This is a genomic window from Streptomyces sp. NPDC057424 (genome assembly GCF_042803315.1).
Taxonomy (GTDB): Bacteria; Actinomycetota; Actinomycetes; order Streptomycetales; family Streptomycetaceae; genus Streptomyces.
In genome coordinates, this window is sequence record NZ_JBHVCP010000076.1 from 1 (window position 1) to 20,885 (window position 20,885).

General features: G+C 72.2%; 14 protein-coding genes. 5 read left to right on the forward strand and 9 right to left on the reverse strand.

Translation table 11 applies throughout. The features are described 5' to 3' along the window. Together ACFU3E_RS34855 and ACFU3E_RS34860 are read right to left on the reverse strand one after the other, a co-directional pair. Window positions 1–670 (reverse strand): maltotransferase domain-containing protein (locus tag ACFU3E_RS34855; protein WP_384167659.1); only part of this gene is annotated, 670 nt, incomplete at its 3' end. 215 nt (window positions 671–885) lie between these two features. Continuing rightward, entirely contained in the window at window positions 886–2,088 is a 1,203-nt protein-coding gene (locus tag ACFU3E_RS34860) for a S8 family peptidase (protein ID WP_384167662.1), read from the reverse strand. A 276-nt stretch (window positions 2,089–2,364) separates the two neighbouring features. Here ACFU3E_RS34860 and ACFU3E_RS34865 point away from each other — a divergent pair, with 276 nt between their 5' ends. Then, window positions 2,365–4,983 (forward strand): glycosyltransferase family 1 protein, encoded by a 2,619-nt coding sequence (locus ACFU3E_RS34865; protein WP_384167665.1) that lies wholly within the window; start codon window positions 2,365–2,367, stop codon window positions 4,981–4,983. A gap of 51 nt (window positions 4,984–5,034) precedes the next feature. Here the strand turns inward: ACFU3E_RS34865 and ACFU3E_RS34870 are convergent, their stop codons facing one another. The 7 genes from ACFU3E_RS34870 to ACFU3E_RS34900 all read right to left on the reverse strand — a co-directional run bounded on the left by ACFU3E_RS34870 (window position 5,035) and on the right by ACFU3E_RS34900 (window position 17,067). Beyond that, window positions 5,035–5,556, reverse strand: a complete 522-nt coding sequence (locus ACFU3E_RS34870) for a DUF1990 family protein (protein WP_384167668.1) — start codon at window positions 5,554–5,556, stop codon at window positions 5,035–5,037. Between the two features lie 69 nt (window positions 5,557–5,625). Then, a complete protein-coding gene (locus ACFU3E_RS34875) occupies window positions 5,626–7,272 on the reverse strand; it encodes a M4 family metallopeptidase (protein ID WP_384167670.1) in 1,647 nt (548 codons plus the stop codon). Between the two features lie 271 nt (window positions 7,273–7,543). Then, window positions 7,544–9,604: a M4 family metallopeptidase gene (locus tag ACFU3E_RS34880; RefSeq protein WP_384167673.1), complete on the reverse strand. Its 2,061-nt coding sequence runs from the start codon at window positions 9,602–9,604 to the stop codon at window positions 7,544–7,546. 170 nt (window positions 9,605–9,774) lie between these two features. Further along, entirely contained in the window at window positions 9,775–11,547 is a 1,773-nt protein-coding gene (locus tag ACFU3E_RS34885; RefSeq protein ID WP_384167675.1) for an ABC transporter ATP-binding protein, read from the reverse strand. After that, window positions 11,544–13,358 (reverse strand): ABC transporter transmembrane domain-containing protein, encoded by a 1,815-nt coding sequence (locus ACFU3E_RS34890; protein WP_384167678.1) that lies wholly within the window; start codon window positions 13,356–13,358, stop codon window positions 11,544–11,546. The genes ACFU3E_RS34885 and ACFU3E_RS34890 overlap by 4 nt, the downstream gene beginning before the upstream one ends. Window positions 13,359–13,384: 26 nt before the next feature. Next, entirely contained in the window at window positions 13,385–15,283 is a 1,899-nt protein-coding gene (locus ACFU3E_RS34895; protein ID WP_384167681.1) for an ABC transporter ATP-binding protein, read from the reverse strand. After that, on the reverse strand, window positions 15,280–17,067 hold the full coding sequence (locus ACFU3E_RS34900) for an ABC transporter ATP-binding protein (protein ID WP_384167684.1): 1,788 nt from the start codon (window positions 17,065–17,067) through the stop codon (window positions 15,280–15,282). Before ACFU3E_RS34900 ends, ACFU3E_RS34895 begins: the two co-directional genes overlap by 4 nt. Window positions 17,068–17,273: 206 nt before the next feature. Between ACFU3E_RS34900 and ACFU3E_RS34905 the strand changes: the two genes are divergently transcribed. From ACFU3E_RS34905 to ACFU3E_RS34920, 4 genes are read left to right on the forward strand one after another with little or no spacing between them, the layout of a single operon-like run. After that, window positions 17,274–18,185, forward strand: a complete 912-nt coding sequence (locus tag ACFU3E_RS34905) for an ABC transporter ATP-binding protein (RefSeq protein ID WP_384167687.1) — start codon at window positions 17,274–17,276, stop codon at window positions 18,183–18,185. Further along, a complete protein-coding gene (locus ACFU3E_RS34910; RefSeq protein WP_384167690.1) occupies window positions 18,182–18,931 on the forward strand; it encodes an ABC transporter permease in 750 nt (249 codons plus the stop codon). Before ACFU3E_RS34905 ends, ACFU3E_RS34910 begins: the two co-directional genes overlap by 4 nt. Before the next feature lie 43 nt (window positions 18,932–18,974). Then, the gene (locus tag ACFU3E_RS34915) at window positions 18,975–20,228 is read left to right on the forward strand and encodes a sensor histidine kinase (protein ID WP_384167712.1); all 1,254 of its coding nucleotides are present in this window, start codon (window positions 18,975–18,977) and stop codon (window positions 20,226–20,228) included. Then, window positions 20,221–20,880: a response regulator gene (locus ACFU3E_RS34920; protein ID WP_384167693.1), complete on the forward strand. Its 660-nt coding sequence runs from the start codon at window positions 20,221–20,223 to the stop codon at window positions 20,878–20,880. The genes ACFU3E_RS34915 and ACFU3E_RS34920 overlap by 8 nt, the downstream gene beginning before the upstream one ends. The last annotated feature ends 5 nt before the right edge of the window (window positions 20,881–20,885 follow it).

The following is a 20,885-nucleotide window of genomic DNA, read 5'->3' on the forward strand; positions in this document are numbered from 1 at the left end:
CCCGCAGCGGATGCCGGCCCAGGACCTCGTCCACCTCCGGCGTCAACGCCGCCGCCAGACGAGACGCCGCGGGACGGCCCTCGTCCCGCAGGGCGTCGACGGCGGTGAGGATCACGTCGCGCAGTCCCTCCTCCTCGGGCACACCGGCGGCCGCCCGCTCGTACAGACGCGCGCCCTCCTCCAGGACGACGTCCGTGTCCATGCCCGCCGGGATCTTGATCTCGGCGTGATGGCGCCAGGTACCGACCGGGTCCCCCCATGCCTCGACGGTGAACGTCCACAGGCCGGGTTCCCCGGCGGTGACCGTCGCGCCCCACCGGTCCGTCCCCGGGGCCAGCTCCCGCATCGGTGTCCACGGGCCGGGGCGGCCCTCGGGGTCCTTCAGGACCGCGTTGGCGGCGACCGCGTCGTGCCCCTCCCGGAAAACGGTCGCGGAGATCTCGAAGGTCTCGCCGGTGACGGCCTTCGCCGGCCGGCGTCCCTGCTGGACGACCGGGCGGACATCCAGTACGGGTATGCGCCCGACGGCGGTCGCGTCGCTCACGGGTGGTGGTGGCGACGCCGGTGGACCGGCGTCGGCCGGGCGCGCGGGGCGTGCTTCGCCGCCGGGCGCGCGCGCCCCGGTGGTGCGGCGACTGGGGGGTGCTGGCGAGTGGTGCTTGGCGGGCATGACCGCTCCTGTCCGCGTCAACGTGGGTGGGCGGATGTCTGTGGGGAGGTGGGTCCTGCATGGTGCTCCTGTGAGGGGTACCCGCAGGAGCCTTCCCACCCTATTCGGGTGGGCAATCCGGCACTTTGTTAACTACTCACGCGTATGTCGACACACAAGACCGGCCTCGTCCGCGACGGACGAGGCCGGCCCCCTGGCGTGGCTGCTCCTTCGCCCTACCCGCGCGGCACCCGCAGTAACTTGTCCGGTGAACCGACGCCCCGGCCGGAGACCTTCCCGGTCGCCGCTCCGGCGGTCAAGGCCCTCCCGACCTGGGCCGGAGTCGCTTTCGGATGATCCGCCAGATAGAGCGCGGCGGCGCCCGCGGCATGCGGGGACGCCATCGAGGTACCCGAGTAGGTGGCCCGCGCGGTGTCGCTCGCTGCGGAGGCGGAGGTGATACCGACGCCCGGAGCGAACAGATCGAGGGCCGGACCGTGGTTGGAGAAGGCCGGTTTCCTATCCCCCCGGCCGGTCGCGCCGACCGTGACGGCCTGCCTGACGCCGCCCGGGGAGTACAGGCCGGCCGGCCTGCCGTCGTTGCCCGCGGCGACCGTGTAGGTGACGCCGGAGGCGATGGAGGCCCGGACGGCGGCGTCCAGCCGGTCGTTGCGCGGGCCGCCCAGGCTGAGGTTGGCGACCGCGGGCTTCTTCGCGTGCCGGGTCACCCAGTCGATCCCGGCGATCACCCGGGCCGTGGTGCCGGCGCCCGCGGCGTCGAGGACGCGCACGGAGACGATCCGGGCCTTCTTGGCGATGCCGTGGGCCGTCCCCGCGACCGTGCCGGCGACATGCGTGCCGTGGCCGTTGGCGTCCGAGGCGACCCTGTCGTTCCCGACGAAGTCCCAGCCGTGGCCCGCCCGGCCGGCGAAGTCCTCGTGAGTCGTCCGGACGCCGGTGTCGATCACGTACACCGTCACCCCCGCGCCGGCCGGCCGGGGCCAGGTGTAGCTCCGGTCCAGCGGCAGCTTCGGCTGGTCTACGCGGTCCAGCCCCCAGGACGGCGGGTTCCGCTGGGTGCCGTCGAGCCGTACGCGAGTGTCCTGGACGACCGAGGCGACCCGCGGATCGGCGGCCAGCCGCCCGGCCTGTCTCTCGTCCGCCCGGACCGCGTAGCCGTTCAGGACCGTGCCGTAGGTGTGGCTGATCTCCACCCCGTACTGTCCGGCGAGGCCCCTTCCGGCCGACGACCGGGCTCCGGTGCCCTCCTTCAGTGTCACCAGGTAACTTCCGTGCACGGAGCCGGGTGATCCGGCGCCGAGTATCCGCCCCTCCGGTACGGCGTGCGCGGGCAGGGTGGTGGCCGAAAACGCCGCGGCGCAGATCGCCGCGGCCAGGCACCCCGTCCGGCGCAGACGCCGCTCGCGCGTCCGAGCCATGGTCCGAGTTCCCCTCCTCGAGGCGGCGTACGGCTGCCGCGCGGCGCCGCGTGCGGCGGGCGCGGGCCGGTACGCCAGAGGCAGCCTCTCGTGGTGCGTGAAGCACCACAAGGACGCCTATGGGGGCGGAATCGGCCATATCCGCCGATGGTGCTGTTCAGGCCGATCGGGGGGCGGCTGGCGGAGCTTCAGCGGCGGAGGCGCCGACGCCGGTACTGTCGTAGGAGACGTCGTCGAAGCCCTGCGAAATCCAGCGAACGCGCCGAGGTGGAACCCGTGAAGGCGATCCGTCGATTCACCGTCCGACCCGTTCTCCCCGACCCCCTCCGGCCGCTCAGCGATCTGGCCCGCAACCTGCGCTGGTCGTGGCACGCGGAGACCCGTGACCTGTTCCGGTCCGTCGACCCCGAGCGGTGGGCCGCCTCGGGCGGCGACCCCGTCCGGCTGCTCGGCAGCGTGCCGCCCGCGCGGCTGGCGGAGCTGGCCGGAGACCGCCCGTTCCTGCGCCGCCTCGCCGCGGTCGCGGGCGATCTGCACGACTACACGACCGGCGACCGCTGGTACCAGACCCAGCCCGAGGAACTGCCCGCCGCCATTGCCTACTTCTCACCCGAGTTCGGCATCACGGCCGCCCTGCCCCAGTACTCCGGCGGCCTCGGCATCCTGGCCGGCGACCACCTCAAGGCGGCCAGCGACCTCGGCGTCCCGCTGATCGGCGTCGGCCTGCTCTACCGGCACGGCTACTTCCGCCAGACCTTGTCCCGCGACGGCTGGCAGCAGGAGCACTACCCCGTCCTCGACCCCAACGAGCTGCCCGTCGTCCAGCTCGAGGAGCCCGACGGCACCCCCGCCCAGGTCGCCCTCGCCCTGCCCGGCGGCAAGCAGCTGCACGCCCGGATCTGGCTGGCGCAGGTCGGCCGGGTCCCGCTGCTGATGCTGGACTCCGACGTCGAGGAGAACGACCTCGGCGAGCGCGGTGTGACCGACCGGCTCTACGGCGGCGGCAGCGAGCACCGGCTGCTCCAGGAGATGCTCCTCGGCATAGGAGGGGTCCGGGCGGTACGGACGTACTGCCGGCTGACCGGCCACCCCGGGCCGGAGGTGTTCCACACCAACGAGGGGCACGCCGGGTTCCTCGGGCTGGAGCGGATCGCCGAACTCTGCGCGGACGGCCTGGACTTCGACTCCGCCCTGGAGTCGGTCCGCGCCGGGACCGTGTTCACCACCCACACCCCCGTCCCGGCCGGCATCGACCGCTTCGACCGCGAGCTGGTCGCCCGCCACTTCGGCCCCGACGCCGAGCTGCCCCGCATCGACGTCGAGCGCGTCCTCCGGCTGGGCATGGAGACCTACCCCGGCGGGGAGCCCAACCTCTTCAACATGGCCGTGATGGGCCTGCGCCTGGCCCAGCGCGCCAACGGGGTCTCCCTGCTGCACGGCAACGTCAGCCGCGAGATGTTCTCCGGCCTGTGGCCCGGCTTCGACGCCGACGAGGTGCCGATCACGTCCGTGACCAACGGGGTGCACGCGCCCACCTGGGTCGCCCCCGAGGTGTTCCGGCTCGGCGCCCGGCAGATCGGCGCACAGCGCGCCGAGGACGCCCTGACCATCGGCGGCTCGGACCGCTGGGACGCGGTCGCCGACATCCCCGACCAGGACATCTTCGACCTGCGGCGGGTGCTGCGCGAGCAACTCGTGACCGAGGTGCGGGAGCGGCTGCGGGCCTCCTGGCGGCAGCGCGGCGCCCACACCGCCGAACTGGGCTGGGTCGACGGGGTGCTCGACCCGGACGTCCTCACCATCGGCTTCGCCCGGCGCGTCCCGTCGTACAAGCGCCTGACGCTGATGCTGCGCGACCGGGACCGGCTGATGGACCTGCTGCTGCACCCCGAGCGGCCGGTGCAGATCGTCGTGGCGGGCAAGGCGCACCCCGCGGACGACGGCGGTAAGCGGCTGGTGCAGGAGCTGGTGCGGTTCGCGGACGATCCACGGGTGCGCCACCGGATCGTGTTCCTGCCGGACTACGGCATGGCGATGGCGCAGAAGCTGTACCCCGGCTGCGACATCTGGCTGAACAACCCGCTCAGGCCGCTGGAGGCCTGTGGCACGTCCGGCATGAAGGCCGCGCTCAACGGATGTCTCAATCTGTCCGTCCTCGACGGCTGGTGGGACGAGTGGTTCCAGCCCGACTTCGGCTGGGCCGTTCCCACGGCCGACGGTGTCGGGACCGACCCGGACCACCGCGACGACATAGAGGCCGCGGCGCTGTACGACCTGCTGGAGCAGCGGGTGACCCCCCGCTTCTACGAGCGCGGGCGGAGCGGGCTGCCCGACCGGTGGATCGAGATGGTCCGGCACACGCTGAGCCTGCTCGGGCCGAAGGTGCTGGCAGGGCGGATGGTCCGCGAGTACGTGGAACGGCTCTACGCGCCGGCGGCGCTCGCCCACCGCTCGCTGGCGCCGGACTCGGCGCGGGAACTCGCCGAGTGGAAGGGACGGGTGCGGGCGGCCTGGCCGGGGGTCACGGTCGACCACGTGGAGACGTCCGCGGCGGCGGCGCTGGCGGAACTGGGCACGACGCTGGGGCTCCGTGTGCGGGTCGGGCTCGGGGATCTCGGACCGGACGACGTCGAGGTGCAGGTGGTCTCGGGGCGGGTGGACGAGGAGGACCGGATCGGTGACGCGACGGTCGTTCCCCTGAAGCCGGTGGGCGTGCCTGACCAGGACGGGCGCTGGGTGTACGAAGGGCCCTTGTCGCTGGATCGCACCGGGCCTTTCGGGTACACGGTGCGGATTCTTCCCGCGCATCGGCTTTTGGCTTCCAGCGCGGAGCTGGGGCTGGTGGCGGGGCCGTCCGAGGAGCTGGTGGCGGCTGCGGGGTTGTTGATGCGGTGAGTTCGCCGTCTGCGGGTGCGCGGGGGCCTGTGGCGCAGTTCCCCGCGCTCCTTAAGCGGACTCACCACCCTGTGTTGACAAGTTCCGCAAGACGGCGCCGCACCGACGGGCATAGGCGTGCTGGATGCCCCGGGTCGCCGGGCCGCCGGCCCTCGCGTACCACTTGGCCGCGCGGCTGAACGCGTTCACCGTCAGCCAGACCGTGCCGTCGCCCGTGCGGTCGACCACGAAGGACTCCTCGCCGGACTCGGGGTGGCCGGTCAGGGTGCCGTAGGCCCAGCCGGCACGACGGGGTTCCTCGACCGTCCAGACCACGCGGCAGGGGGCCTTGATCATGCCGGCGAGGGTGACGGTGACGTCGACGCCGGGGGCGGCTCGTTCCGCGCTCGCGTCCAGGCCGACGCCCATCGCGCGGTGCATCTCCCAGGTGAGGACGGCCTCCGAGGCCCGGTGGAAGACCTCCTCGCCCTCGCCGAGGCGGGTGCGTACGTTCATGGCGTGGAAGCCCGGCGGGCAGAAGCCCTCGTCACGGGTGGCGCCGACATCGGCGTAGGTGAAGTCTTCCGAAGACATGGTCACCAAGAGTAAGGCGATACCCGGACCTGCCTTCGCTCCGGGTACCGCCCATGGGTCGTGCTTCGGTCAGCCGACGTTGACGGCCGACCAGGCGGCCGCGACCGCCTTGTACTCGGTGCTGGACGCGCCGTACAGCGCCGAGGCCGCGTTCAGGGTCGCCGTACGGGCCTGCGCGTACTTGGTCGTCGACGTCATGTACGTGGTCAGCGCCTTGTACCAGATCTGCAGCGCCTTGGTCCGGCCGATGCCGGTGACCGTGGAGCCGTTGGACGTGGGCGAGTTGTAGGTCACGCCGTTGATCGTCTTCGAGCCGCTGCCCTCGGACAGCAGGTAGAAGAAGTGGTTGGCGGGGCCGGAGGAGTAGTGGACGTCCAGGCTGCCGAGGCTGGAGGACCAGGCGTCGGCGGAGTCGCCGTCCTTGCTGGGCTTGTCCATGTAGCGCAGCGGGGTGCCGTCGCCGTTGATGTCGATCTTCTCACCGATGAGGTAGTCACCGACGTCGGAGGAGTTGCTGGCGTAGAACTCCGCGCCCGCGGCGAAGATATCGCTGGTCGCCTCGTTGAGGCCGCCGGACTCACCGCTGTAGTTGAGGCGTGCCGTGGCCGACGTCAGGCCGTGGCTCATCTCGTGGGCGGCCACGTCGAGCGAGGTCAGCGGGCGGGTGTTGCCCGAGCCGTCGCCGTAGGTCATGCAGAAGCAGCTGTCCGACCAGAAGGCGTTGTTGAAGTTGTTGCCGTAGTGGACGCGCGAGTAGGCCGCCTTGCCGTCGTTGCGGATGCCGCTGCGGCCGAAGGTGTTCTTGTAGAAGTCCCAGGTCACCTGGGCGCCGTAGTGGGCGTCGGCGGCGGCGGTCTCCGGGTTGGTGGGGCTGCCGTTGCCCCAGACGTCGTCGGAGCCGGAGAAGAGGGTGCCGGTGCCGGAGGTGCCGCGGTTCAGGTTGTACGTCTTGTGGCCGCCGCGGGTGACGTCCGTCAGGTTGTAGGACGACCCGGACTTGGTGGTGCCGATGGTGACCTTGCCGCTGTACGTGGTGTTGCCGGTGCCGGTCTCGATGCCCTGGTACTCGTAGAGCTTCTCGCCGGTCGCGGCGTCGGTGACGACGTGCAGCTCGTTCGGGGTGCCGTCCTCCTGGAGGCCGCCGACGACGGTCTCGTAGGCGAGGACCGGCTTGCCGTCGGCCGCCCAGATCACCTTGCGGGGAGCCGAGTCCGCCTCGGTCCTGGCCGAGCCGGCCGCCTTGGCGAGAGTCACGGCCTGCTTCTCGGCCTTGGCGGCGGTGACCGCGGGCTTGAGCGAGGCGACCTTCAGGGCCGCCTTGGTGGCTCTGGTGACGCCCTTGGTCGCGCCGGACTCCGACTCGTGCACCACGAGGTCGCCGCCGAGGACCGGCAGGCCCGCGTAGGTGCGCTCGTAGCGGGTGTGGACCGAGCCGTCGGCGTCCTTCACGACGTCCTTGACGACCAGCTTCTCCTGGGCGCCGAGGCCTATCTCGTCCGCGGTCCGCGTGGCGTCCGCCTGCTGCTCCTGGATGAGCGCGGTGCGGGCGGGCGCGGAGAGGAGGACGGGGGCGGCGGCGAGGGCCGGCTTGCTCGCGGAGTCCGCGGCGACGCTGCTGCCGGAGGTCAGGCCGGTGGTGAGCAGGGCACCGGCGGCGACGGCGGTGGCGATGGCCAGCGTGGCGCGCTTTTGACGCGCGTAGACAGAGGTGGACACACAAGCTCCTCGATGTGGGGGAAGTGCTGCGGTGCTGTGCGGCGTGGGGGAAGAGTGGCACTAGGGACGCGTACATGTCAGGAGTGGGCGTGATGTTGGCCGGAAATCGACGACGAGATGTACGCGAGGGCCTGCGAAACGGACGCCGCCCCGGGGGATTCGAACCCACCGGGGCGGCGCCCTGACTTGAGGGCCTGCGGACCTGCGGGTCCACGGGCGGACGGACCTACGGCCGACTGTCTACGGGTCGGCTGTCTACGGGCCTATGGGCCTACGGGAAGGTCAGCTTCCAGCTGTTGATGTAGCCGGTGTCGATGGCCGCGTTGTCCTGCACCCGCAGCTTCCAGACGCCGTTGGCCACCTCGGAGGACGCGTTCACCGTGTACGTGGTGTCGATGTTGTCCGCACTGCCGCCGGTGCCGTACCCCTTCAGCGTGTACGCCGTGCCGTCGGGGGCGACCAGCTCCACCTTGAGGTCACCGATGTACGTGTGGACGATGTCCACCGCGACCTGGAGGTTGGACGGCGCGTTGCCCGTCCGTCCGGAGACGGTGACCGACGAGGTGACCGCGGCGCCCCGGTCCGGGATCGCCACGTCGGCGGTGTTCTCGAAGGACGTGCCTCCGCCGCCTCCGCCGCCGGAGCGGGTGCCGACGTTGACGCCCGCCCACGCGTCCTGGACCGCCTTGTACTCGGCGCTGTCCGTGCCGTAGAGCTCACCGGTGGCCGCGAGGGTGCCGGTGCGGGCGCCCGCGTAGTTGGTGGTCGAGGTGAACTTCGTGGTGAGCGCGCGGAACCAGATCTTCTCCGCCTTGCCCCGGCCGATGCCGGTGACCGGAAGGCCGTCCGAGGTGGGCGAGTTGTACGTGACACCGTTGATGGTCTTGGTGCCGCTGCCCTCGCTCAGCAGGTAGAAGAAGTGGTTCGCCGGGCCGGACGAGTAGTGCACGTCGATCGAGCCGATGCCCGAGTACCAGCTGTCCTTGGACGAGCCGTCCTTGCTGGGCTTGTCCATGTAGCGCAGCGGCGTGCCGTCGCCGTTGATGTCGATCTCCTCGCCGATGAGGTAGTCACCGACGTCGGAGGAGTTGTCCGCGTAGAACTCGACGGTCGCGCCGAAGATGTCGGAGGTCGCCTCGTTCAGACCGCCGGACTCGCCGCTGTAGTTGAGGCCGGCGGTGTTCGAGGTGAGCCCGTGGGTCATCTCGTGCGCGGCCACGTCGATCGACGTCAGCGGGTTCGCGTTGCCCGAACCGTCGCCGTAGGTCATGCAGAAGCAGCTGTCCGACCAGAAGGCGTTGACGTAGTTGTTGCCGTAGTGGACCCGGGAGTACGCGCCCACGCCGTCGCCGCGGATGCCGGAGCGGCCGTGCACGTTCTTGTAGTAGTCCCAGGTCAGGGCGGCACCGTAGTGCGCGTCGGCACCTGCGGACTCCAAATTGGACGGGGTGCCGTTGCCCCAGACGTCGTCCGGGCCGGAGAACAGGGTGCCGGTGCCGGATGTGCCGCGGTTGAGGTTGTACGTCTTGTGGTTGCCGCGGGCGCCGTCGGTGAGGTTGTACGTCGACCCGGACCGGGTGGTGGTGAGGTCGACCGTGCCGGAGTACACGGTGTTGCCGGTGCCGGTCTCGATCGCCTCCCACTCGTACAGCTTCTCGCCGGTGGTGGCGTCGGTGACGACGTGCAGTTCCTGCGGGGTGCCGTCGTGCTGGAAGCCCCCGACGACCGTCTCGTAGGCAACGACCGGCTTGCCGTTCGCGGCCCAGATCACCTTGCGGGGCTCGCGGTTGATGCCGGGGCTCTTGGCCTCCTCGGCCTTCCCGGCGGTCAGGGCCTGCTGCCGGGCCTTCGCGGCGGGCACCGCGGTCTTCGTCGTGGCCGGCTTGATGGCGGCCCGGGTGGCCTTCACGACGGCCGCGGTGGCGTCCGCCTTCGTGCTCTCCACGACCAGGTCGCCGCCGAGGACCGGCAGACCGTCGTAGGTGCGCTCGTAGCGCGTGTGCACGGTGCCGTCGCGGTCCTTCAGGGCGTCGCGGACGACCAGCTTCTCCTTGGCGCCGAGGCCGAGGTCCTTCGCGGTCTCGGTCCTGGCGGCCTCGGCGTCGCGGATCAGTGCGGCGCGCTGGGCGGGGGTGAGCTTGACCAGCTCCGAGCCGGGGTTCGCCTTGCTCGCGGCCGACGGTGCCTTCTCCGGGGCTGCGACGGCGGTGCCGCTCTGGACGGCGGCGGCCATCAGCGCGGCGACGCCGGCGAGGGCCACGGCCGCGGTGCGGCGGGGGGTGTGGGGAGTGCGTCTGTGGGAGGTGCCTCTTCGTGAGGAACTGCTTCTCAACACTGACTCCTTCTGCGGGACCGGGGGTCGCCCGGCCTGGGGAGGTGGAGGTGTTGCTGTGGGGTTCCTGTGCAGCAGTCGTGGGAAGCGTGGCAGGGGAGGGCGCTTTCTGTCAGGACCGCGTCAAAAGTATGGCCGGAAATGGTCCGTTGTCCGGAAGTTCATGTTCGCTATACGGACGCTTCCCCGCCCCCGGGCAGGTCCCCGTGCCAGGAGTGCCACAGCGCCGCGTAGGCCCCGCCGGCCGCCACCAGCTCGTCGTGCGTGCCGAGTTCGGTCAGGCGGCCGTCCTCCATCACCGCCACCCGGTCGGCGTCGTGCGCGGTGTGCAGCCGGTGCGCGACGGCGATGACGGTGCGCCCTTCGAGGACCGCGGCCAGGGCCCGCTCGGTGTGCCGGGCGGTCGTCGGGTCGAGCAGCGCGGTCGCCTCGTCGAGGATCAGTGTGTGCGGGTCCGCCAGCACCACCCGCGCCAGGGCGAGTTGCTGGGCCTGCGAGCCGTCGGTACGGCAACCGCCCTGGCCCAGCCGGGCGTCCAGCCCCTGCGGAAGCTTCCGCACCCAGACGTCGGCGTCGACCACGGCCAGCGCCTCCCACAACTCCTGCTCCCCGGCGGCGGGTTCGGCGATCCGCAGGTTGTCGCGGACCGAGCCCAGGAACACGTGGTGCTCCTGGGTGACCAGGACGACCTGGCGGCGCAGCCGCTCCGGCCCCAGCCCGACGACCGGCACACCACCGACCGTCACCGAGCCGGCGGTCGGCGCGTCGATGCCCGCCATCAGCCGGCTCAGCGTGGTCTTGCCGGCGCCGGACGGCCCGACCATGGCCAGCCGCTCCCCGGGACGCACCGTCAGATCGACGCCGCGCAGCACTTCGACGCCCCCGTCGTACGCGTAGCGCACCCCGAGGACGTCGATCCGGTCACCGTCCGGATCCGGAGCCTCGCCCTCACCGGCGGCGCGCGGCGCCCGGGCCAGTCCCTCCACCCGGGCGAACGAGGCGCCACTGCTCTGCAGTTGCTCGACCCGCATCAGGATCTCGTCCAGCGGGCCGCTCAGCTGGTGCAGATACAGGGCCGCCGCCACCACCGCCCCGAGACTCATCGCGCCCGAGGAGTGCAGCGCGCCGCCGATCACCAGCACCCCCGCCACGGGGAGGATGTACGACACCTCCACGGCCGGGAAGAACACACTGCGCAGGTAGAGCGTGTGGAAGCGGGTCCGGCGGGATGTCTCCAGGGCGTCCCGGCTCGCGGTCGTGCGCTCCCTTTCGAGGCGGAACGCCTCAACCGTGCGGGCGCCGGACGCGGTCGCCGCGAGGATCTCCGCGACGTCGGAGGTGGCCGCGCCCTCGGCGAGATAGCCGTCCCGGGCCCGGCGCAGGTACCAGCGCAACGCCAGCCAGATCGGTGTCAGTCCGAGCACGCAGAGGGCGCCCAGCAGAGGGTCCAGGAGGAACACCGCGCCGACCAGGAACAGGCACTGGACGAGGTTGATGAGGAGGATCGGGCCGGCGTCGCGCAGGGTGGTGCCGACGGTGGTGACGTCCGAGGTGCCGCGGGCGGTGAGGTCGCCCGTGCCGGCGCGCTCCACGACCGACGCGGGCAGGGCGAGGGCGCGGTCCACGAACCTCTCCCGCACACGGGCGAGGGTGCGTTCGCCGAAGCGGTGGCCCACGTAGCGGGCCCAGCGGGCCAGGAACAACTGGGCGAGGGCGCACAGGAGGAGGGCGAGGGCGAGCCGGTCCACGGCTGCGACGCCGTGGCCTGCCCGGACGTGGTCGATCATCCGGCCGAGCAGCCACGGTCCCGCCAGACCGGCCAGGGCGGCCAGGGCGTTGAGACCGAGGACCGTGCCGAAGGCCCGGGTGTCCGCCCGTACGAGGTCCAGCATCGCGCGTCGGACGTCCTGCCGTGCGGCGACGGGGAGGTGGGTGCGGGTCATCCCAGGGCCTCCTCGGGCTCCTCGATGTTCTCGGTCTCCTCGGTGTCCCTTGCGACGACGGACCGGTAGCCGGGGACGGTGTCGAGGAGTTCGTGGTGGGTGCCGGTGGCGACGACCTTGCCGTCCTTCAGGAAGTGGACGGTGTCCGTGTGGTCGAGGACCAGGGGGGAGGTGGTGGTGACGACCGTGGTGCAGCCCTTTCGTGCCGTGCCGAGCCGGGCCGCGACCGTGGCTTCCGTGTGGGCGTCCAGGGCCGAGGTGGGCTCGACGGTGAGGAGGACCTCCGGGTCGGCGAGAAGGGCTCTGGCCAGGCGGATGCGCTGGCGCTGGCCGCCGGAGAGGTTGCGGGCCTGGGCGGTCATCGGCGTGTTCAGGCCATCGGAGAGGCCTTGGACGATGTCTTCGGCCGCGGCGGTGTGCAGCGCCTTCTGGGTTGCCGGGTTCTGTGGTGCGGCGTCCGCGGGTGCGTCGTGGTGGTTCGCGCCCCGCGGCGGAGCCGCACATGGAGACGGCCCCGCGCCCCTCGGGGACGTGCCGCGAGCGCCGATCATCCGGTCCAGGGAGCCTGCGAACAGGTCCGCCTCGTGGTCCGCCAGCAGGATGCGGGCCCTGACCTGGCTCAGGGCGATCTCGTCCAGGCGGGTGCCGCCCCACGTGGCGCTCGACGGGGTGTAGCGGGCCAGACGGTCCACCACCGCCGTGGCATCGGCGGGGTGTTCCGCCACCAGCGCCGTCAGGCGGCCCGGCCGGATCCGTACGCCCGACTCGGGGTCGTACAGCACCGAGGGCTCGGACGGGGCGTCCCGGGTGCCGGTGTCGGTCATCGGCTCCAGGCGCAGGAAGCGTACGACCCGCCGGGCGCACACCAGACCGCGGCTGATCTGGTAGCCGCACTCGACCCAGAAGGCGACCGGGCCCACCAGGACCGCCACATAGCCGTAGACGGACACCAGCTCGCCCACGGTGATGTGGCCCCGCGCGGCCAGGCGGGCCGCGAGCCAGGTCACCACCGCCAGGAACAGGGTCGGCAGACCGATGCCGAGGGCCTGGACCCAGCTGGTCACCGCGCCGACCCGGTAGCCCTGTTCACGAAGCCGCTGGGAGTCCCGGCGGAAGGCGTCCGAGACCAGGCCCTTGCCGCCCAGACCGGCGAGGACCCGCAGGCCGCCGGCGAGGTCGCCGATGCGGGCCGTCAGGACGCCCTGGCGTTCGCGGTACTCCGCCTCCGAGCCCTGCAGCCGGCCGAGCAGCGGGCCGACCAGCAGGACGATGACCGGGATGCCGAGCAGGACGACCGCGGCGAGCAGCGGCGAGACCGAGATCAGCAGGGCGGCGACCACCAGATAGGCCACGACCGCGCCCACGCCGGGGCCGACGACCGTCAGGGACTGGCTGATCGTCTGGACGTCACCCACGCCGATCGTGACGACCTCTCCCGCGCCCATCTGCCGCGACAGCGAGGAGCCGAGCCGGACGGCCTGGCCGACGACGACCTTCACCGTGCGGAAGTTGGCGTCCATCCGGACCCGGGTCATGGTGCGGTGGCGCATGATGCCCAGCCAGGCGTTGAAGGCGCCCACCGCGAACAGCGCGCCGCTCCAGAGCGCCAGCGCGCCCATGTCGCCGGGCCCCAGTCCGTCGTCGATCGCCCGGGACATCAGATACGGCGTCGCCGCCAGCAGCACCATCCACACGCTGCCGAACATCGCCCCGGCGGCACACCGCCCGGGCTGCCGGGTGACCAGCCACCACAGGTAGCGGGCCCCGCCGCGGTGCTCGGGTGTGCCGGGGTCCTCGTACGCGTCGATCATCCGCCCGCCTTCATGCCGCCGCCGTCCTACGCCAGACTGTCCCGCCAGGCCCGGTGCAGATCCGCGAACCTGCCCGTACCCGCGATGAGTTCGTCCGGTTCGCCGTCCTCCACGATCCGGCCGTGCTCCATCACCAGGACCCGGTCCGCGATCTCGACGGTCGACAGCCGGTGCGCGATGACCACGGCCGTACGGCCCTTCAGCACCGTCGTCATGGCCCGCTGCACCGCACGCTCCCCGGGGATGTCCAGCGAGCTGGTCGCCTCGTCGAGGATGAGCACCGCCGGGTCGGCCAGCAGCGCCCGTGCGAACGCCACCAGTTGCCGCTGCCCGGCGGAGATGCGGCCGCCCCGCTTGCGGACGTCGGTGTCGTAGCCGCCGGGCAGGGCGCTGATGAAGTCGTGTGCGCCGATCTCCTTCGCCGCCTGCTCCATCTCCTCGCGGGTGGCGTCGGGGCGGCCGATCGCGATGTTGTCGGCGACCGTGCCGGAGAACAGGAACGACTCCTGCGTCACCATGACCACCCCGCGCCGCAGGTCGGGCACGGCCAGGTCGCGCAGATCGACGCCGTCCAGCAGCACCCGGCCGCCCGAGGGGTCGTAGAACCGGGCCAGCAGCTTGGCCAGCGTCGACTTGCCGGCGCCCGTGGAGCCCACGACCGCGACCGTCTGCCCCGCCGGGAGGGTGAGGTCGAACGTGGGCAGCACCTCGCCGCCGGTGCGGTAGCCGAAGCGGACGCCGTCGAAGACCACTTCGCGGCCGGGGTGCTCGCTCTCGAGCGGCGGGAGCTGCCGGGGAGTGGCCGGCTCGGGGACCGACGGGGTCTGGGCGAGCAGGCCGGCGATCTTCTCCAGGGAGGCCGCCGCCGACTGGTAGGAGTTCAGGAACATCCCGAGCCGGTCGATGGGGTCGTACAGCCGCCGCAGGTACAGCACGGCCGCCGCCAGCACACCGAGGGCCAGCGTGCCGTCCGCGACCCGGTAGGCGCCCCACAGCACGATCGCCGCTACCGCCGTGTTGGCGACCAGCCGCGAGCCGGTGACGTAGCGGGCCATCTCCAGCAGCGCGTCGCCGTTGACCCGTTCGTGCCGCCGGTTGAGCACACCGAAGTCCGCGTCGTTGGCGGCCTCGCGGCGGAAGGCGCGCACCGGGCGGATGCCGTTCATCGTCTCGACGAACTTGACGATGACGGCCGCGATGGCGGTCGACCGCGCCCGGTACACCCGGCCGGCCCGCCGCTGGTACCACCGCACGAGCGCGTAGAGCGGCACCAGGGACGCCACCGCCACGCCCCCGAGGCCCAGGTCGAGCCAGAGCAGCATCGCCGAGATGTAGACGAAGGACAGGATGACCGTCACGAGCTCCTGGAGGCCCTCGTCCAGCAGTTCGCGCAGCGACTCCACGTCGGCGGTGGAGCGGGAGATGAGCCGGCCCGAGGTGTAGCGCTCGTGGAAGTCGACGCTCAGCGCCTGCGCGTGGCGGAAGATCCGGCCGCGCAGATCGAGCAGCACGTCCTGGCTGACCCGGGCCGCGGCGGCGACGAAGGCGAACTGCAGCCCGCCCGCGGCCAGCGCGCACCCCAGATAGCCGACGCCCACCGCGATCAGCGGCCCGTGGTCCTGCGCCCGGAACGCCGGTACGGCACGGTCGATGGCGTACGCCACGAGCAGCGGGCCCGCCTGCACGACCGCCTGCTGGAGCAGCAGCAGGAGCGTGGTGACCGTGACCCTGGCCTTCATGGGCGCGAGCAGGGAGCGCAGCAGTGCTGCGGTGGCGCCCGGCGGTGTGGGCAGGAGGTCCTGGTCGAAGAGGTCGCCGGCGGCGGTGGGTCGGCCGTCGAGTCGGTCGCCGGATCGGTCGTCGAGTCGGTCGTCGGGTTGGTCGTCGGGTTGGCTGTCGGCCGGTGCGCCGGTGGCCGCCGTCATCGTGCGCCCTCCTCTTCCCCTGACATCAGATGCGCGTACTCGGCGTTCGTACGCAGCAGTTCGTGGTGGGTGCCGACCGCGGCGATCCGGCCGCCGGACAGCAGGGCGACGCGGTCGGCGAGCAGCACGGTGGACGGGCGGTGCGCCACGATCAGGGCGGTGGTGTCCGCGAGGACCTGCCGCAGGGCGGCCTCCACGGCGGCCTCGGTGTGCACGTCCAGGGCCGACAACGGGTCGTCCAGGACGAGGAACTCGGGCTGCCCGACGACGGCCCGGGCGAGCGCGAGACGCTGGCGCTGGCCACCGGAGAGGCTGAGGCCCTGTTCGCCCACCTGGGTGTCCGTCCCCTGGGGCAGGGCGTGCACGAAGTCGGCCTGGGCGACGGCGAGCGCACGCTCCAGGTCGGCGGTGCCGGCGGTGTCCTTCGCCCCCATGAGAACGTTGTCGCCGACCGCGGCCGAGAACAGCGTGGGCTCCTCGAAGGCCACGGCGACCTTGGCGCGCAGCGCTTGTCTCGACAGGTCCGTGATGTCGACGCCGTCGAGGGTGATGCGGCCCGAGGTCAGTTCGTACAGGCGGGGGATGAGCGCGGTGAGGGTGGTCTTGCCGCTGCCGGTGGCCCCGACCAGGGCCATGGACTCGCCCGGACGGATGTGCAGGTCGATGTGCTGGAGGACGGGCGGGGCGTCGGGCGGGGCGTCCGGGTAGCGGAACCGCACCCCGTGGAAGCGGAGTCCCTTGTCCCGGACGTTGACCGGGCCGGTGCCCGGGGCGGCGGTGGCCCCCTCCCCCTCCACCTCCTCGTCCATGACCTCGAAGTACCGCTCCGTCGCCGTCGCCGCCTCCTGGCTCATCGCCAGCAGGAACCCGATCGACTCCACCGGCCACCGCAACGCCAGTGCCGTCGACAGGAACGCCACCAGCGTCCCCGCGGACAGGGCACCGTCGGCCACCTGGACCACTCCCACGACCAGCGCCGCCCCGATCGCGACCTCCGGCAGTGTCACGATGACGCCCCAGATCGTCGCCAGCAGCCGCGCCTTGCGCAGTTCCGTGCCGCGCAGCGTCGTCGACAGGTCCCGGAAGGCCCGCGCCTGGCTCCGGTGGCGGCCGAAGCCCTTGATGATGCGGATGCCGAGCACGCTCTCCTCGACGACCGTGGTCAGGTCGCCGACCTGGTCCTGGGCGCGCCGGGCCACCTTGGCGTAGCGCTTCTCGAAGATCACGCAGGTGACCATGACGGGAACGGAGGGTCCGAGGACGACCAGCCCCAGCGTCCAGTCCTGGAGCAGCATGATGATCACGCCGACGAGGATCGTCACCCCGTTGACCAGCAGGAACGTCAGCGGGAAGGCGAGGAACATGCGGAGCAGCATCAGGTCCGTCATCGCCCGGGACAGCAACTGCCCGGAGGCCCACCGGTCGTGGAAGGCCACCGGCAGCCGCTGGAGGTGCCGGTACAGACCCGCCCGCATCGACGCCTCGACGTGCGAGAGCGGACGGGCCACCAGCCACCGCCGCAGCCCGAACAGCAGGGCCTCCGCCAAGCCGAGCAGCAGCAGACACAGCGCGCCGAGCCACACCCCCGCCGGGTCCCGGCCGGCGATCGGCCCGTCCACCATCCACTTCAGGACGAGCGGGATCACCAGGCCCACGCAGGAGGCGACTATCGCCACGAACGCGGCGGTGAACAGCCGCACCCGCACGGGCCGCACGTACGGCCACAGGCGCAGCAGCGTACGCACGGCGGAACGGTCCTGGGCGGGGGCGGGTGCGGTGGCCATCAGCAGCGAGCCTACGGATCGCCACTGACACTGCCCACCGAGTTTCCGCCGGACCGGAATCGGTCGTTGGTCCTACGACCTGGGCGTTCGACGGGCCGTACGACGCCACCGGCCGGGTCGTACCGCCGCATCAGCCGATCGGTTGATGTCCGTTCGAGCGCGACGGCCGATGTGGCGAACCCCGCCGCGCCGGAACCCTTCTTCGTATGCCGACCGCACCTGTCATCGAAGTCACCGAGCTGCGCAAGAGCTACGCGGGCCGTCCCGCCGTCGACGGTGTCTCCTTCGCCGTGGAGGAAGGGGAGATCTTCGGGATCCTCGGCCCGAACGGCGCGGGGAAGACCACCACCGTGGAGTGCGTCGAAGGGCTGCGCGTGCCCGACTCCGGCCGCGTCCGCGTGACCGGCCTCGACCCCGTCGCCGACCACGAGCGGGTCGCCCGGGTGCTGGGCGCCCAGCTCCAGGAGAGCCAACTGCAGCCCAAACTCACGGTCCGTGAGGCGCTGGAGTTGTACGCCGCGTTCTACCCGGCCTCTGCCGACTGGCGCCCCCTGGCCGAACGCCTCGGACTCCAGGAGAAGCTGTCCACCCGGTTCGCCAAGCTCTCCGGTGGCCAGAAGCAGCGCCTGTTCATCGCGCTCGCCCTGATCGGCGACCCCCGGGTCGTGGTCCTCGACGAGCTCACCACCGGCCTCGACCCGCGCGCCCGCCGCGACACCTGGCAGCTCATCGAGGACATCCGCGCCCGGGGCGTCACCGTCCTGCTCGTCACGCACTTCATGGAGGAGGCGCAGCGGCTGTGCGACCGGATCGCGCTGATCGACCGGGGCCGGGTGGCCGCCCTGGACACCCCGGCCGGGCTGATCCGCCGCTCGGCGGGCGCCACCGTCATCAGCTTCACCCCGTCCGAACCGCTGGACGACCGTGAACTGAACGGGCTGCCCGCCCTGGTCGGGATGGCGAACAAGGACGGCCGGATCACGCTGTCCGGCACCGACGACACCGTCAATGCCCTGCTGTCCCTGCTCGCCCGCCACCACATCACCGCCCACCAGCTCCGCGTCACCGACGTCACGCTGGACGACGCGTTCCTGGACCTGACGGAGGCCTCCGCATGAGCACCGCCCCGATCAACCCCGCTGTGCTGCGCAGCGAGTTCCGGCTCTTCCGCCGCGAGCCGGGCAACCTCTTCTGGATCCTGCTGTTCCCCAGCCTGCTCCTGGGCATCCTGGGGTCCGTGCCGTCCTTCCGGGAGGCGCAGGACGGGCTCGGCGGGCTGCGGACCGTCGACGTCTACGTGCCCGTGAGCGTGCTGATCGCGCTGATCATGGCCGGTGTGCAGGCGATGCCGCCGACGCTGACCGGCTACCGCGAGAACGGCATCCTGCGCCGGCTGTCCACGACCCCCGTACGCCCCGCGTCCCTGCTGGCCGCGCAGATGCTGGTGAACGGCCTCGCGGCGCTGGCCTCGGCGCTGCTCATCCTCACGGTCGGACGACTCGCCTTCGGCGTACGGCTGCCTGAGCAGCCCTTCGGGTACCTGCTCGCGCTGCTTCTCGCCGTGCTCGCCGCCCTCTCGCTGGGAGCAGTGGTAGCGGCCCGGGCCCGCACGACGAAGATGGCCACGGCGATCGGGACCGCGGTCTTCTTCCCCATGATGTTCTGCGCCGGGGTGTGGGTGCCGGTGCAGGCGATGCCGGACGTGCTGGCCCGGATCGTCCAGTGCACCCCGTTCGGCGCCGCGGCTCGGGCCCTGGACCAGGCCGCGGCGGACGGCTGGCCGGGCTGGGGGCACCTGGCCGTGCTGGCGGCGTGGACGGTGGTGCTCTCGGTGTCGGCCGCCCGCTGGTTCCGCTGGGAATGATGCGAGTCCGGAAGGGAGCGGGACCGTGGCCGACACTGGGGGCATGACGGACCTGGCGGGTGTCGAGCAGCGGTGGGCGGCGTACTTCCGCTGGGGACCGTACGGGATGCTCGCGGCCGGCACGCTGCTCGCCGTGGCCACCGTCGACGTGGTCGGCATGAGCACGGCGGAGCGGTACACCGCCGTCGTCCTGGTCGGCGCCGCGATGGTCCTGCAACTGGCCTGGGGGCGGTGGTCCCGTGACCGGCCCCTGGCGCCGTCGGTGCCGGGTGGCTGCTACTACTTCGCCCGCTGGGCGCTCGGCTTCGCGCTCAGCTGGTGCAACCCGTTCTTCGCGTTCTACGGCGCCGCCGGATACGTCGGTGCAGAACGGCTGCTGCGTGGCCGCGTGCTCAAGCTCGGGTTGCTGGCCACCGCGGTGACCGTCGCGGGTTCCCAGGCCACCGGCATGCCCCTGCGAGGGGTTCTGCACTGGACGTTGTTCGGCGGACTGCTCTGCGTCCACGTCGTGCTGATCATCGTCTTCGGCCGGCTCGCCGCACGGGAGGAGGAACGCACCCGCATCCAGACCGCCACCATCTCCGAACTGGAGCGCACCAACGCGGCGTTGCAGCAGGCCCTCGACGAGAACGCCGCCCTGCACGCCCAGCTCCTGGTGCAGGCCAGGGAGGCCGGGGTCGCCGACGAGCGCCGGCGGCTGGCCGCCGAGATCCACGACACCATCGCCCAGGGGCTGACCGGCATCATCGCCCAGCTCCAGGTCGTGGGGAACACCCCGGACCCGGCCCTGGCCCGTCAGCACGCGGCCCGCGCGACCGACCTGGCCCGGCACAGCCTCGGCGAGGCCCGCCGCTCCGTGCACAACCTCGCCCCGGTCGCCCTCGCGCACGACGGCCTCCCCGAGGCCTTGGAGAAGGCGGCGGCGGAATGGGCCGAACGCACGGGAGTGCACGCGCGGTTCACCGTCACGGGCACGGTCGAGCACCTCCACGACGAGGTCGCGGCCACCCTGCTGCGCATCGCCCAGGAGGCCCTGTCCAACACCGCACGGCACGCGCACGCCACCCGCGTCGGCGTCACCCTGTCCTTCATGGGTGACGAGGTCAGCCTCGACATCCGCGACGACGGCCGCGGTTTCGACCGGAGCGCCGTGCGGGAACGCACCAGCACCGGCGGTTTCGGCCTGCCCGGCATGTGCGCCCGCGCCGAACGCATCGCCGGCTCCCTCACCGTCGAGTCCGAGCCGGGCCACGGTACGGCGGTGTCGGCTCGCGTACCGTTGGTCCGCCATGACTGACGACGCCGCCACGGGGGACGCCCCGATCACCCTGCTGATCGTCGACGACCACCCCGTCGTCCGGGACGGCCTGCGCGGCATGTTCGAGTCCGCGCCGGGCTTCCGCGTCCTGGGGGAGGCGTCGAACGGCGTCGTGGCGGTTTCGCTCGCCGCGGGCCTCGACCCGGACGTGGTCCTGATGGACCTGCGCATGCCGGGCGGCGGGGGAGTGGACGCCATCCGCGAACTCACCCGGACCGGCGCCCGCGCCAAGGTCCTCGTCCTCACCACCTACGACACCGACTCCGACACCCTCCCCGCGATCGAGGCGGGCGCGACGGGCTACCTCCTGAAGGACGCCCCGCGCGAGGAGTTGTTCACGGCGGTACGGGCGGCGGCGGAAGGCCGTACGGTCCTGTCCCCGGCGGTCGCCTCCCGCCTGGTCTCCGCGGTCCGCACGCCCAGGGTCCCCGGCAGCGAGCCGCTCTCCGCCCGCGAACGCGAGGTCCTGGCCCTGGTGGCCAAGGGCACCTCCAACCGCGAGATCGCCCGCGAACTGTTCATCAGCGAGGCGACCGTGAAGACCCACCTCACCCACCTCTACGCCAAGCTCGGCGTCAAGGACCGCGCGGCGGCGGTGGCGGTGGGGTACGACCGGGGGATCCTGGGCTGACCGGG

Bases quoted from the DNA above. Each gene is read 5' to 3' on its own strand.
- ACFU3E_RS34860 (WP_384167662.1), bottom strand. From the start codon at position 2,088: ATGGCTCGGACGCGCGAGCGGCGTCTGCGCCGGACGGGGTGCCTGGCC.
- ACFU3E_RS34870 (WP_384167668.1), bottom strand. From the start codon at position 5,556: ATGTCTTCGGAAGACTTCACCTACGCCGATGTCGGCGCCACCCGTGAC.
- ACFU3E_RS34885 (WP_384167675.1), bottom strand. From the start codon at position 11,547: ATGACCCGCACCCACCTCCCCGTCGCCGCACGGCAGGACGTCCGACGC.
- ACFU3E_RS34890 (WP_384167678.1), bottom strand. From the start codon at position 13,358: ATGATCGACGCGTACGAGGACCCCGGCACACCCGAGCACCGCGGCGGG.
- ACFU3E_RS34895 (WP_384167681.1), bottom strand. From the start codon at position 15,283: ATGACGGCGGCCACCGGCGCACCGGCCGACAGCCAACCCGACGACCAA.
- ACFU3E_RS34900 (WP_384167684.1), bottom strand. From the start codon at position 17,067: ATGGCCACCGCACCCGCCCCCGCCCAGGACCGTTCCGCCGTGCGTACG.
- ACFU3E_RS34905 (WP_384167687.1), top strand. From the start codon at position 17,274: ATGCCGACCGCACCTGTCATCGAAGTCACCGAGCTGCGCAAGAGCTAC.
- ACFU3E_RS34910 (WP_384167690.1), top strand. From the start codon at position 18,182: ATGAGCACCGCCCCGATCAACCCCGCTGTGCTGCGCAGCGAGTTCCGG.
- ACFU3E_RS34915 (WP_384167712.1), top strand. From the start codon at position 18,975: ATGACGGACCTGGCGGGTGTCGAGCAGCGGTGGGCGGCGTACTTCCGC.
- ACFU3E_RS34920 (WP_384167693.1), top strand. From the start codon at position 20,221: ATGACTGACGACGCCGCCACGGGGGACGCCCCGATCACCCTGCTGATC.